Here is a 13074-nt window from a genome sequence, read left to right as displayed (position 1 = left end):
TGAGAAACGCTCGCGTCTATAACGTGTACCAGACTGTTTCTCACTCATGAGAGAGCCAATCTGGCCGCTGCTGCAGCCGAGCCTGACCGACCTACCGCGCGGGCCGCACGGGCTCGCGCGGGAGCGTGTGACGGGGTCACAACGCCAGCGGCTGCTCTACGCGATGACGGTCGTGGTGGCTGAAAAGGGCTACATCGCCGCGACCGTGGCCGATGTGACGGCAAGGGCCGGCGTGTCCCGCAAGACGTTCTACGAACTGTTCGGGGACAAGGAGGAGTGCTTCATCGCCGCTGCGGAGACGGGCCGCGAACTGATGGTCAAGCGGCTAGGGGCGTCGTTCGCTCGCTCGTCGGCACAGTCGCTCTCCCGTGTGGCGACGCTTCGTGCCTCCATCCATGCCTTTCTCGAGCTGATCACCGAAGAGCCCGAGTTCGCCAAAGCGTTCTTCCTGGAGACGGCGACGGCCGGCGGCCGCGCGCAGGAGCACCAGGACTCCTGCCGCTCCTGGTTCGCCGAGTCGATGCGTGCCTGGCACGCCAGGGTTCCAGGTCACCGCCGCGTCCCCCATGAGAACTACATGGCCGCGGCTGACGCCACACACGAAGCCGTCTGCCGCTGTCTGCGCCAGGGGCGCATCGACGAAGTCCCCGCCCTGGAGGACGCCGTGCTGCACATCTGCCTCGCCCTGCTGGGCGTTCCCGATCTGGCAGAGGACGCCGGAGAGGGTGAGCCGGGAGAGGCGTGAGCGCCGGGTCCCCACCGCGGGTCCCGTGGCGTTACGGGCAACCGGGCGGCGGAACCCGTATGGCTCCAACCAGGACTTGGCGGCCACAGCCCTGGAGTACTTCAGCTTGTTGATGGCCCGTTCGACCGTGTTGCGCTTCTCGTGCCGCTCTTCGTCAAAGCCCCGTTGACGTCCGCCGCGCGATCCCTTCCGCGGGCGGGCGGCCTGACTGCCGGTCTTCTCCGGGATCAAGTACCGGATCCCTGTCCCGGCGTGACGATCAGAGACCGTGGCGGCAGTGGCTGCCCGCGCCCAGGTGAATCTTGGTGGTGAACCCGCCGCGCGAGCGGCCGAGGCCCTCACCCCCTGCGCCACCTCCACCAGGCGGGCGACGAGACTTCGCCACGGCGGTCCATGAAGCCGCCCTGCCGGCACCCGCGATTCAGAGGTGTGTGCCGTGTCACGAAATTCCGCGTGCGCCTAAGTTGTCTGCATCACAGCGCAAATGTCCATTTAGCGCCAGGCTCGATCCGGACACACACTCCCGAAGTGGAGCCCAACTGCATCGTCTTGGGCGCCAAGTTCCGACGTGGCCCATGACACAGCACTTGTGACGCTCCCCCGTTCTCCCTCCTCACGCGTCCCCCTCCCCCCTTGGAAGGTGCATCATCATGGCCGCTTACCTCTCGCTTCCTGCCGTGATACACGGCGAGCACGCCGTGAAGACCAGCCAGATCGTGGCGGAGGTGAGCGCCCGGCACCCGGGCGCGGCGTGGGCGCCGCGGATCGGCAGCATTGCGGCCAGTACGGGCATCGAGAGCCGCGGCTGGATGCTGCCGTTGGAGTCCGCAGTCGCGCCCGGCAGCGGCAGCGGCCTGGACGCCGTCGGTGTCGCGCCGGCCCAAGAGGCGCTCATGCGCGACGGGTTCACACAGCCGGACGTGGACCGCGTGATCGCCGCCCTCGAGTCCATACCCGCACCGCAGACCGTCCAGGAGCGCACGGCGCCGGCCTGGGAGGCCGTGCAGTCCTACGGGGAGCGTGCGGCGCGCGGGGCGCTTCAGACAGCCGGGCTGGACGCCGCGGACGTCGACTGCCTGATCACCAGTCACTCCACCACCCCGGCGCTGCCCGGACTGGACATGGCCCTGGCCAACAAGCTGCCGCTCCGCAACGATGTGATGTTGCTGCCGGCCACGCAGTGGGCCTGCATCGCGGGCACCCGCTCCCTGGCGCTCGCGGCGGATCTCGTCGCCGCCGACCCCGACCGCGTGGTCCTGATCGTCATCGCGGAGGCGCTGAGCACGACCTACCAGCCCGCAGACGACACCCTTGAGTCCCTGATCGTCCGGTTGCTGTTCGCTGACACGGCGGTCGCCGCGGTGGTCACGGGCCGCCCGAGGCCCGAGTCGGTGCTGCGGCTGGACGCCGCCTGGAATCACACCCTGCCCGGCACCCAGGACCTGCACCGCCTGGAGACGCGGGCGGACGGCACCCACTTCGTGATGGACCGGCGTGGACCGCGCGCCGTACAGGAGACGGTCACGGCCATGTGGGAGTGGCTGCGCTTGCGCTACCAGGACGACCCCGACGCCTGGCACCCCGACGTACTGCTCGCCCACCCCGGCGGCACCAGGGTGCTGGAGTACATGGAGCAGACGATGCCCGACGCATGGCCCTCGGGACTGCTGGACTACAGCCGGGACAGCTACACCAGCGGCAACCGCGGAGGCGCCGCCGTGTTCGACATCCTGCGGCGGGCGCACGACGCCGGCCAGCAGAAGCCCGGCAACCGCGCCGTCCTGTACGCGGCGGCACCCGGTCTCACCGCTACGGCTCTGGAGGGGCAGTGGCTGTAGCGGGAGCACGGGGCCGCGCCACTCGTACCGGAAGAACCCTCGCGCAGCGGAACCCCTAGCGCTCCCGCACGCCTGCGGCCTCCCCGACAGTGAGCCTGTTCACCTCGCGACTTCCGCCCAGACAACCTTCCCGGTGTCCGTCCACCGCACCCCCCACCGGGTGGTGAGCCGGTGCACGATGCTCAGGCCACGACCGCCGTCGTCGAGCAGGCCGCCCCGCTTCAGGCGCGGCCTGCCGTTGCCGGTGTCGCCGACCTCGCACAGCAGCCCGTTGGCGGACCTGATCAGCCGTACCGTGATGGGGCCGGCAGCGAAGCGGACCGCGTTCGTGACCAGCTCGCTGACCAGCAGCACCACCTTGTCCCGGGTGGCGTCCCTGGTGCGCCATTGCGTCAGCAGCGCGAAGACCTGCGCTCGGGCGCGAGCGGGGGCGTCGTAGCGGGCGGCCAGCCGCAAGGTCGCGGTGTCACCCTTGCGGTAGCCGATCATTCGCGCGAGCAGCAGGGTCACGTCGTCGCGCTGGCGCGCCGGAGCCAGCTCGGAGACGACGTGCCGTGCGGCCTGCTGCAGGGTGTCCCAGGGGTGCACCGTGGAGACGGCGGCCGCCAGCCTGTCGATGCCTTCGTCGATCGAGAGGGCGGGATCCTCCACCAGGCCGTCGGTGTAGAGAGCGAGCAGGGAGTCCGGGGCGGCGACGAAGGTGTGGACGTCGAACGGCTCCCGCAGCGCGAACTCGGCACCCAGGCCGGGGTGCGGACGCAGCGGGAGCGGGCCGGCGTACCCGTCCGGGGTGACCAGGATCGGGGGGAGGTGGCCGGCGCTGGACAGTGCCACGTGGTGGCTGACCGGATCGTAGAGGGCGATGCAGCAGGTCGAGCCGAGGGCGCTGTAGCCGGCCGCCAGCCCCGACTCGGCGTCGTCCAGCAGCGACACGGTCTCGTCCAGGTGCTCCAGTACCTCGTCGGGCGCGAGCCCGGCGGACAGCAGCGCCCGGGCTTCCATGCTCAGCTGGCCCATGGTCGCGGCGGCTCCCAGGCCATGCCCGACGACGTCACCGACCACGAGCGCGGTACGGCCGTCCGACAGCGGGAAGCTGTTCACCCAGTCGCCGCCGACGCCAGCGCTGTCGGGGGTGGCGGGCTGGTAGACGCTGGCGATCTCGATGGTGTCGCCGCCGGTGCGTGGCAGGAGTCGGCGTTGCAGTGCCAGCACCTGCGTGTGCTCGCGCTGGTGCTGGCGGGCCAGGTCGACGTGGTGGGCGGTCCTGGCGACAAGTTCCTGCAGGTCGAACAGCTCGCTGTCGCGGAAGGGACGGTCCGCCCGCCGCCAGACCTCGGCCACGCCCAGTACGACGGGCGGCGCGCCGTCCAGAACCAGTGGTATGCACGCCACTCCCGCCGACCGGTCGACGGGCACGAGGGCACGCACGACCCGTGGACTGTCGAGCACCCGCTCGACGGCCTCCCGGTCGGGTATGACGATGGCCTGGGGAGCATCGTTTTGCAGCACCGCCTGCGCCAGCAGGCGGCTCGCGTCGCTGGGGAGGTCGCCGCCCGGTGTTATGTAGCCCTCGGGCCATACCCGGTCCGGCACCAGGGCTGCCCGCCGCAGTCGGATGCGCCGCTGCACCTGCCCGGTGACTCCCTCGCCCGTCCACACGGCGAAGTCGAGGTCGACGGCCGCCACGTCTCCCCAGGCCAAGAGGGACTCCGCCAGCGATTGCGCGGTCTCGCCGATGTCCAGCGAGGTGCCGATCGCGGTCTCGGCGGCGTACAGGTGCAGCCTCCGGGCCATGGCGATCATGGAGACGGTCAGGCCCTCCTCGGGCGGCGCAGCGGGCAGGATGCTCAGCGAGACCACCAGCTCCGACCCGTCGTGGCGGCGCAGGCGCTGGATTCGGGCGACGTGTGCCTCACCGCTCTCCAGGACCTGCCGCAACCGCCGTGTGACCGTCGGTACGTCCCAGGGGGGCAGGAGATCGATGAGCGCTTTCCCGGGCGCGGCGTCCAGACCCGCGAACACGGGGGCGTCCAGATTGCAGCGGGTGATGATGAGATCCCGGTCCAGGTTGACCGCGCCGAGGATCTGCTCCTGCTGGCTTGCTGCCGGGCTGTCCGATACGGGGTGGCGCGGGGTGCGGTCGCCCTGCTCGTCGGCGGGACCGGCGGGTCCGGCGGCCGCTCCACCGCGGGGGATGTAGCGCCCCAGGGCTCGGCTGACCAGGTGGAACGCCGACGAGGATGAGCGGGAGGGTGTGGAGTCCATACGACTCTCTCAGCAATCCCCGGCGCAGCACCGGGGCCGTACTCGGACCGCGCGACGGGGCCCCGAGATCCCTGACCGCACACCTCATTGAATAACACCGGGGGCGGCTTCGCCCACATCGCGCCTCGAGAAGGCTTTACGAGAAGGCTTTACGAGACGATCCGCCTCGTCTCTGCTTCTTAGCCTCGTGCGCGGTACCCGCCGCGGCAAGGGCTACGGCGGGTACACGGCGACGTCGGCGTACGGCGTCACTGCTCCGGGAGACCATGCCCGTCACGTGTCGACGAGCGCCCCGGGGACGCTGTCACGGGGCCATCTCGTACACCCCGGCCAGTGCCTCGACACGCTCCCAGACGCGCGCCGAACGCGCTGCGTCGATGACGGGACGCCGGACGGCACCGAGCGCCCAACGCTGCTGATCCGCAGTGGCGGAGTCCTTGCCGTGCAGTTCGACGGCGAACGCGGAGAAGTCGCGGACGAGGACGGAGAACAGCTCGTCGAGCACATCCTCGTCAAGGCCCGTCAGGCGAGCCTGCTCCAGGATCAGCTGGCCGTGCACCACGAGTGCGAACAGCTGGCCGACGGCGAGCAGGAGATCGAGGTCGCGGCTCTGCTCCTCGTCGGGGGCTGCGGTGGTGACGAACTCGCACAGGGCGTCGGCCTGCTCCCGGAAGCGGGCGACGTTCGGCACGCCGGCGTACGCGTCGTAGGCGGGGCGCCAGTCGTGGAAGCGCACGGAGCCCAGGCCTCGGGCCGGTCCCTGCTCGAAGAGGAACGTGTCGTCGGCCGCGTCGAGGCGGGTCGGCACGGGCGCGAACTCGGCCGGGTTCAGGAGGTGGTTGCGCATGAACTTGAGGATCAGCGCGAGGTTGACGTGGACCGTGCCCTCGAGCTTGGGCAGCCCCCGGATCTCGACGGCGGCCTGGGCGAAATAGGTGTCCTTCTCGAAGCCCTTGGCGGCGATCACGTCCCACATCAGGTCGATGACCTTCTCGCCCTCCGTGGTCACCTTCATCTTCGTCATCGGGTTGAAGAGCAGGTAGCGGCGGTCGTCCGGCGAGGCGGAGCGGAAGTAGTCGACGGCGCGGTCGCTGAAGAGCTTCATGCCGACGAGGCGGACGTACGCGTCGGCCAGCTCGCGGCGCACGTGCGGGAAGGCGGTGACGGGGCGGCCGTACAGGATGCGCGTGTGCGCGTGGGTGACCGCCTCGTACATCGCGTGCTCGCAGATGCCGATCGAGGCCGTGCAGAGGTTGAACTTGCCGACATTGACGGTGTTGAGGGCGGCGTCGAACGCGGCGCGGCCGGTGTGCAGGACGTCGTCCGCTGCGACCGGGTAGTTCTCGAGGCGGAACTCGCTGACGTACTTCGAGGAGTCGACGACGTTCTTCTTGAGGTGATACGCCGGGTGGCGGCTGTCTGCGGCGAAGAAGACGTAGCCGTCCGGACCCTCGATGTCGGTGCGCCGGCCGAAGACGGAGACGAGCCCGGCGGCGTTGCCGTTGCCGATGTAGTACTTGGAACCGTCCGCCGTGAAGCCGCCGTTGCCGTCCGGCGTCAGCAGCATGTCGGTGGAGTAGATGTCGGCGCCATGGGTCTTCTCGGAAAGGCCGAAGGCGAACACCTCGCCCTGGGTGAGGAGTTCCGCGGCACGGGTGCGAGCCGCCGCGTTGTCGCTCTGCCACACCGGTCCGAGACCGAGGATGGTCACCTGCCAGGCGTACCAGTAGTCGAGACCGTAGAACCCGAAAATCTCGTTGAGGGCGGCGATCCGGGCCGTGTCCCAGCGCTGGTCCTTGTCGCCGGCGGCGGACGCCGGGGTGAGGAAGGTGGCGAACAGCCCTTCCTTGGCGGCGAACGCGAGGAAGTCGGCCAGCCAGGCGCGGGAACGGTAGTCCTCGATCAGCCTCCGCTTGCCCCGGTCCTCGAACCAGTCGACGGTGGCGCGCAGCAGCCTGCGGGTCTCGGGGTCGAACTGCGCCGGGTCGTACGTGCGCGGGTTGAAGAGGAGGGAGTCGGCCATGGAGGTCCGCCTTCCGAAGGTTGAGGGTTGAGGGTCGATGGTGCGGAACTGAAGGTCGCGGAGCGCGAGCGGCCGTGGTCGGCAGTTCAGGGACGCGGGTCCGACGAGCCGAGCCGATGGAGGGTGGCGAGTACGTCGTCGAGCCAGGCGACAGTCATCCGCTCGTACGCGATGCCGCCGCGCAGGACGACATGCTGCAGTTCCTGACCGGCGTCGAGCGGCGCCGGGGCTGCCGGGCCGGTGAAGTCGCGCTGTTCCCCGGCGAGGTAGTGCGCCAGCCGGTCGCTGTGCACCTGCCGGTGCCGTTCGACCTCACGGATCAGCACGGCCGGGTCGTCGAAGGCCGCGCCGCGGATCTTGACTGCGAGTTCGTGCCGGATGCTCTCGGGTTCGATCGATTCGTGCAGCCACCGCGAGAGGGCGGCACGGCCGAGCCCGACGACGGAGTACTCCTTCTTGTCCGGCCGGCTCTGCTGCGGCAACCCGCGGACGGCGAGCAGGCCGTCGCTCTCCATGCGCTTGAGGACGCGGTAGATCTGCTGGTGCGTGGCGGTCCAGAAGTATCCGATGGACCGGTCGAACCGCCGAGCCAGCTCATAGCCGGTGCCCGGCTTCTCCAGCAGGGAGACGAGGATCGCGTGCTCGAGCGCCATGCCTCGATCTTTGTATGCAACTCGTTGCATAGCCAAGGGGCGCCGCCCAGGTGAGACAGGGGTCACGCCAGGCAGTGGCCGTGCGCGATGGATGGCTCCCTCAGCGCGCCAACACCGTGCCGGCATCCCGCCAATAGGGGGCGAGCCGGGTGACTGCGTTGTTTGTGGTTACTCGCCGCGTATGGCGAAGCTCATGAAACCGGGACACAGACGCGAGGACGCCCGACAAGGCCGTGGCCCCGTGCAAGGCCTGGAGGCCGGCGAACAGGAAGACCGCCCCGAGAGGCACGGCCGCGCGAGCGAGCCGGAGAGGTTCGGTCCAGGGCCGGACGTCGAACGCGAGGAGCCGGACGCACCCACCGATATGCCGAAGAAGTCGTGGCGCGCGGTGCTGCGGGGCACGCTCAAGGAGTTCAAGGACGACGAGCTGACGGACCGTGCGGCAGCCCTGACGTACTACGGCATCCTGTCGCTGTTCCCCGCGCTGCTGGTACTGGTGTCCCTGCTGGGGTTGCCGGGCAGTCGGCGACCAGTGCGGTGCTGGACCACGTCCAGCAGCTCGCCCCGGGCGCCGTCCGCGACGTGATCGGCGACGCGGTGCACCAACTGCAGGCCAACTCCGGCATCGGGTCGATCATGGCGATCGTCGGCCTGGCCCTGGCAGTGTGGTCGGCGTCCGGCTACGTGGCGGCGTTCATCCGCACTTCCAACGCCGTCTACGACGTGCCGGAAGGCCGCCCGGTGTGGAAGGTGCTGCCGCTGCGGCTGGCCCTGACGATCGTGCTGGTGATCCTCGCGGTGCTCAGCGCCCTGATCGTGGTCTTCACCGGCGCCGTCGCCCGCCGAGCCGGCGACGTGCTCGGAGTGGGTGACACCGCTTTGACGGTGTGGTCGATCGCAAAGTGGCCGGTCCTGGTCGTCCTGGTGACCCTCATGATCGCGATTCTGTACTGGGCCAGCCCTAACGCGAAGATCCGCGGCTTCAAATGGGTCACGCCGGGCAGCATCCTCGCCCTGGTCGTGTGGATGATCGCCTCTGCCGGTTTCGCGTTCTATGTCGCGAACTTCGCGTCCTACAACAAGACCTACGGCACGTTCGCCGGCGTGATCGTCTTCCTGGTGTGGCTGTGGATCACCAACATCGCCGTCCTGCTGGGCCTTGAGCTCGACGCCGAGACCGCCCGCCAGCGCGCCATCGCCGGAGGGTACCCGCCGCAGCAGGAGCCGTACGTCGAGCCGCGGGACACCCGCTCGTGGAACGACGAAGACCGGTACCGCTTGACGAATGATGATGAGGAAGAAGGAGTGACGAGCAGATGAGCACGCTCACCGGATGGGAACGGACTCTCGAGCGCGCCGGAGAGGCGCTTTGGGCACAGTTCTTCCGCAGGGACCCGGTCGAGTTGGTGGATGCGTTGCGGCGTGAATGTGACAGCAACGCCGTGGTGTGCAGCCAAAGCCGGGTCGTGGTCCCCAACGCGTACGACGTGGAGTTGGCCGAACACGTCCACGACGAACTTGCCCCCAAGGCGGGTCAGGTGGGGCAGGTTCTCACCGACAGGCTGGCACAGCACGGCGAGCGCCAGGGGTATGAATGGGCCGGACCGCTGGCGGTGCACGTCACCAAGTCCTGCGATGTCCCCAACGGGCGGTACCGCGTGACGAGCACGGTGATGCCCAACGTCAGGGCCCAGGGTTTTCCGGCCTCGAACCAATGACGCCGGATGAGATCGTCGGGTCGGACCGTCAGTCGCGCTTTACGTTCTTGACGTACTCGACCTTGGTCGGCCCTTCGCCCTCAAGCCTCTCCCCGTGCCGCCAGCCGCACGCCTCATAGAACGAGTTGGCCGCGGCATTGTCAGCGAAGCTTTCCAGCCGGATGGTGGCATAGCGGGCGAAGAGCATTTCCTCCGCGTGACGAAGCAGGAGGCGGCCGAGCCCTAGGCGATGATGATCCGGGTCGATCATCATCAGGTCGATCGTGGAGTCATCGAGGATGGAGAAGCCGATGATCCGGCCCTCCTGGCTGAGGCAGTCCACACCACCCTTCTCCAGATGACTCTCGACGTGAGAGTCCGAAGCCCCGCTGCCGATGAACCAGTCCACTGCCTCGTCACCGAGGAACGCGCGGTAGCAGGCGTCAATCGTGCGACGCGCGAGAACCTGGAGATCATCGAGATCTGCCCCGGTCGCGGGGCGGATGGTGGGGAGGTGTTGGCCAGTCGACACGGAGATCCAGCTCTGACGGGAGGGTTTGGGTTCCTGATCCTAACCGTCCCCATGCGCGCAGTAGCGGGCGCGGGCCTCCCCGGAAGGAGTGGCGTCGGAGTCCTGGAACGCCCACCGACCGAGGTCACCACCGCCCCCCGCCCTGCCGCCGGCCACGCGGCCATACGCGGCGATTACTCCCGTTTGACATGGTTCGGGCCGGTGGCATGGTGGTAGGCGGGGGTGAGGGTCAGGAGGCTCGGCATGGCATCCGGTTCGGCTTGGCGTTCCGCTGCGCGACAACTGCCGCTCAGGCTCACCGTCGGTGCGTTCTTTCTCGACTCCGGACTGTCGAAACGCAACGCGGATCAGGCCACCGCCGAGCGGCTCCAGCAGTTCGCCGCCACCACCTATCCCTTCCTGGGCAAGCTCGACGCCCAGAAGTTCGCTCGGCAGCTCTCCGCCGAGGAGATCGCCGTTGCCGCCGCGCTGCTCCTGCCGGTCGTGCCGGCCGCTGTCGCCGGTACTGCGCTCACCGCATTCTCCTGCGGCACTCTCGGGCTGTACCTGCGTACGCCAGGCATGCGTCAGGAAGGGAGTCTGCGCCCCACTGAGCCGGGAACCGTGCTGGCCAAGGACGTCTGGTTGCTGGGCATCGGTATCGCCCTCATCGCCGAGGGCGTGACCTGCCGCCGGGGACCCGCGGCCCATGCCCGGGGCCTGTTGTGCGGCATGCTGCGACGCTGATCACGCCCGCGCGCTCGGGCAGCACCAGCGTGGAGTTTCCTTGATCTCACGAAATGGTTCCTGCCGTGGCGCCACCCTTGGCCTTGCCCCCCCGCCCCGGCCCCGCCCCGCTGACGCTAGGGACACTGCCCTCCCGGAGAGGGGCTGGGCGCAGAGGGTGACCGTTCCCCATGGGATCGAGCGTGCGAGCGGCCAACCGCCGCCTATCCCCGGCCAGTCAGCCGGTCAGGCACGGCAGCGCAACATCTCCAGCGGCGGGTAGGTGAGGAGGTCAGCCCAGAAGTCCTCGCCGAACTCACGGATGCCGGCTTCGGCCACCTGCACCGGAACCCACTCCACCGCACTGAATCCGGCCGCCTGCAGACACTGCTCGTAGACCTCGCGGCGCGGCGCGTTGGCGACGATGCTGACGGGCTGCGGGTCGAGGAGCGCCGTGACCCGCACTCGCGGACCCGTCTCGCTTTCCTCGCCGGTCGGCTCGCAGCGGAACCCGTACTTGTCCAGGGACGGACAGTCGAACCGGTAGTCAGGCTTCTGCGCGAACACGAAGAACTCTCCACCCGGCACGAGACTTCGGTGGATGTTGCGGCACATCCGCTCCATCGCGGCGATGTCCTCGGCGTAGTTGAGGCACTGCACTCCCACCGCGATGTCGAAGCGCCGGTCGAGAGGCCGCAGTTCGGCCACGTCACCGACCTCGTAGCGCACACCCAGCGGGTCCCGCTGCTCGAACTCCCGAGCGGCGGCGATCATCTCGACGGAGATGTCGACACCGAACACATCAGTGGCGCCGCGCCGCTTGAACTCCCTGCTGTAGAAACCGGTGCCGCACGCCAGGTCAAGAACGGACCTGCCGCTCACGTCCCCGACCAGACCCAGAAAGCTCGGCACCTCCCCAAAGCGCGTCAGCGGCAGGGACTTGAACCCCTCGAATGCCTCGCCGATCTCGTCGTACTGCTGCACACTCACGGCTGCACTCCCCTGTTCGTCGTCGTGTACACGGCCACGCCGGCCCGCCTGATCCACAGGTTCGCCGGGTCGTGGTCGTGGCAGACAGTCTTCTGCGCAGCTGCTCGGCCGCCCTACAGACCGATGACACAAAGAAGTCAGCCCGTGAGTGGGCAAACACCGGACACTCCTCCAGCAGACATCCCCGCATGCTCCCCTTAACCGCACGGCAGCAATGGTGGGCTTGGCCTGGGCCAGGCGGAAGCACGCGGCATCCACGCGCCGGTTCACGCCCTGTCGGACGGCACGCCCGGGGCGATTGTCATCGCTCCCGGTGATGTCCTCGGTACCCGGCTGATTCCCGAGAAGCGCGGCGGTTCCTGCTGCGGCCTCGACGGGGCCGACGGGGCCAACATGGCCTGCGAGGCGTGCGACCTGCCCGTCGCAACCAGGGTCGACGACTGCTCGCTGTGGCAGGCAGTGCGGCTCAGCTCAGCCGGCGTGCGCCGCGTCCTCGTCGAGGGTGTCCACACGGCGCCGTACTCCTGGGCGGAACTGGTCGAGAGGGGGGAGAGCAGGCCTCCGTTCGAGGCGATCGGCACGTGGGGAGGACGGTTGGGGCCGAGCCACTATTGGTCGTGGAGTCCACAATGGGAGGCGGCAGCCGGCCAGGCGCTCGCCCACCTGCTGGTGGCTTCCAAAGGGCAGCCGGTGAAGGTCCCCGACGGTCTGACCGCGGACGTGTTCCAACGCGCACTCGATGCCATGCTTCCCGCCGGCCCGCTAACGCGGCGCGCCGTCCTGGCTGGACCGGGAGAACCCTCCCCCAGTGCGGACGTCGACATCCTCCTCGTTCCGGTCCATCCCCAGACGGGAGAGACCTGGACCCCCGCCGGCCCGGCTGCATCGGCATACCCGGTGCCCCTGCCGCTGGAGGTGTGGCTGTGGCTGGTGTCTCCCGAGCCGTACTTGCCTGTTCCCGCGTCGGGCGCCATACCCCAAGACGTGCTCCGCGACGACCCGCTCCCGCCGCGCCCCGCCTACCTGTTCCGGGTCGACCGAGGAATGTTCCACCACACCTTGGTCCGGCTACCAGCCGTTCGCAGCCCATGGATGCGCACGGTCCTCGAGACCCTCCAGGGCAGGTCGGCCGACATCTTCTAGGGGTCCGGCAATCGAACGGTGCCAGACCGTCGTACCTCCCGAAGTGGCGCGCATGTCTCCGCGGCCCCAGGTCTCAGCGGCGCCTCTCCTCGGGCCCCTGCCGGACCCTCCGCCGTCCCCACTCCTGCGCCTGTTCCGTCAGGCGACGACACAACCAGATCATCCCCAGACACAACGGCGTCGCCACAAGCGCACCCAGCAAGGCAGGGGCCCCACATACTTCACCCTCTTCGGCATGCGGGTCCGGGTACCCCGAAGCCGGTGCACACGACGCCACGTGGAGACCAGCTCGCAGGTCCTGAAGGCCGGGCGAACCCGTTCCAGTACCTCGTATCCCGCTGGATATGCCTCCTGGAAGGGAGGGTTTCCTTCCAGCCGGAACATCCGCATCAGGCTTTTGTTGTCGCCCGGCAACTGAGTTAATCTTCACGGGATTTTCTCATCCGGCAGGGCCGTGTGAACAGCGGAAACCGGACGGTGAGG

Annotated in this window: 9 protein-coding genes and 3 pseudogenes; 6 read left to right on the top strand and 6 right to left on the bottom strand. The window is 68.9% G+C overall.

What is annotated here, in order from left to right; translation table 11 throughout:
- Window positions 1-46: 46 nt before the first annotated feature.
- Window positions 47-745: a TetR/AcrR family transcriptional regulator gene (locus tag ACZ7M7_RS32275; protein WP_451174428.1), complete on the top strand. Its 699-nt coding sequence runs from the start codon at window positions 47-49 to the stop codon at window positions 743-745.
- Between the two features lie 292 nt (window positions 746-1037).
- On the opposite strand, the pseudogene ACZ7M7_RS32270 reads toward ACZ7M7_RS32275, so the two are convergent.
- A pseudogene (locus ACZ7M7_RS32270) lies at window positions 1038-1136 on the bottom strand (IS5/IS1182 family transposase); the annotation flags it as partial.
- A gap of 259 nt (window positions 1137-1395) precedes the next feature.
- Here ACZ7M7_RS32270 and ACZ7M7_RS32265 point away from each other — a divergent pair.
- Complete coding sequence (locus ACZ7M7_RS32265) at window positions 1396-2583, top strand: beta-ketoacyl-[acyl-carrier-protein] synthase family protein (RefSeq protein ID WP_472122993.1); 1188 nt, start codon at window positions 1396-1398, stop codon at window positions 2581-2583.
- A 99-nt stretch (window positions 2584-2682) separates the two neighbouring features.
- On the opposite strand, the gene ACZ7M7_RS32260 is transcribed toward ACZ7M7_RS32265, so the two are convergent.
- From ACZ7M7_RS32260 to ACZ7M7_RS32250, 3 genes are all read right to left on the bottom strand, one after another.
- Window positions 2683-4848: a SpoIIE family protein phosphatase gene (locus ACZ7M7_RS32260; protein WP_472122990.1), complete on the bottom strand. Its 2166-nt coding sequence runs from the start codon at window positions 4846-4848 to the stop codon at window positions 2683-2685.
- A gap of 304 nt (window positions 4849-5152) precedes the next feature.
- Entirely contained in the window at window positions 5153-6871 is a 1719-nt protein-coding gene (locus tag ACZ7M7_RS32255) for an acyl-CoA dehydrogenase family protein (RefSeq protein ID WP_472122988.1), read from the bottom strand.
- Between the two features lie 86 nt (window positions 6872-6957).
- A complete protein-coding gene (locus ACZ7M7_RS32250) occupies window positions 6958-7524 on the bottom strand; it encodes a PadR family transcriptional regulator (RefSeq protein ID WP_451174440.1) in 567 nt (188 codons plus the stop codon).
- 181 nt (window positions 7525-7705) lie between these two features.
- Here ACZ7M7_RS32250 and ACZ7M7_RS32245 point away from each other — a divergent pair.
- Together ACZ7M7_RS32245 and ACZ7M7_RS32240 are read left to right on the top strand one after the other, a co-directional pair.
- Window positions 7706-8844, top strand: a pseudogene (locus ACZ7M7_RS32245) (YihY/virulence factor BrkB family protein).
- A complete protein-coding gene (locus ACZ7M7_RS32240) occupies window positions 8841-9242 on the top strand; it encodes a DUF3662 domain-containing protein (RefSeq protein ID WP_383605557.1) in 402 nt (133 codons plus the stop codon). Before ACZ7M7_RS32245 ends, ACZ7M7_RS32240 begins: the two are co-directional and overlap by 4 nt.
- 28 nt (window positions 9243-9270) lie before the next feature.
- On the opposite strand, the gene ACZ7M7_RS32235 is transcribed toward ACZ7M7_RS32240, so the two are convergent.
- A complete protein-coding gene (locus tag ACZ7M7_RS32235; protein WP_472122984.1) occupies window positions 9271-9753 on the bottom strand; it encodes a GNAT family N-acetyltransferase in 483 nt (160 codons plus the stop codon).
- Between the two features lie 243 nt (window positions 9754-9996).
- Between ACZ7M7_RS32235 and ACZ7M7_RS32230 the strand changes: the two genes are divergently transcribed.
- The gene (locus ACZ7M7_RS32230; protein WP_472122981.1) at window positions 9997-10479 is read left to right on the top strand and encodes a hypothetical protein; all 483 of its coding nucleotides are present in this window, start codon (window positions 9997-9999) and stop codon (window positions 10477-10479) included.
- A gap of 225 nt (window positions 10480-10704) precedes the next feature.
- On the opposite strand, the gene ACZ7M7_RS32225 is transcribed toward ACZ7M7_RS32230, so the two are convergent.
- Window positions 10705-11448 carry a class I SAM-dependent methyltransferase gene (locus ACZ7M7_RS32225; RefSeq protein ID WP_472122978.1) on the bottom strand — a complete coding sequence of 248 codons (744 nt, stop codon included), beginning with the start codon at window positions 11446-11448 and terminating at the stop codon, window positions 10705-10707.
- Between the two features lie 231 nt (window positions 11449-11679).
- Here ACZ7M7_RS32225 and ACZ7M7_RS32220 point away from each other — a divergent pair.
- A pseudogene (locus ACZ7M7_RS32220) lies at window positions 11680-12591 on the top strand (hypothetical protein); the annotation flags it as partial.
- Window positions 12592-13074: the final 483 nt, after the last annotated feature.

This window comes from Streptomyces sp. NPDC111606 (assembly GCF_055656945.1).
The sequence above is the reverse complement of the archived record's forward strand: the minus strand, read 5'-3'. Positions and strand labels throughout refer to the sequence as shown.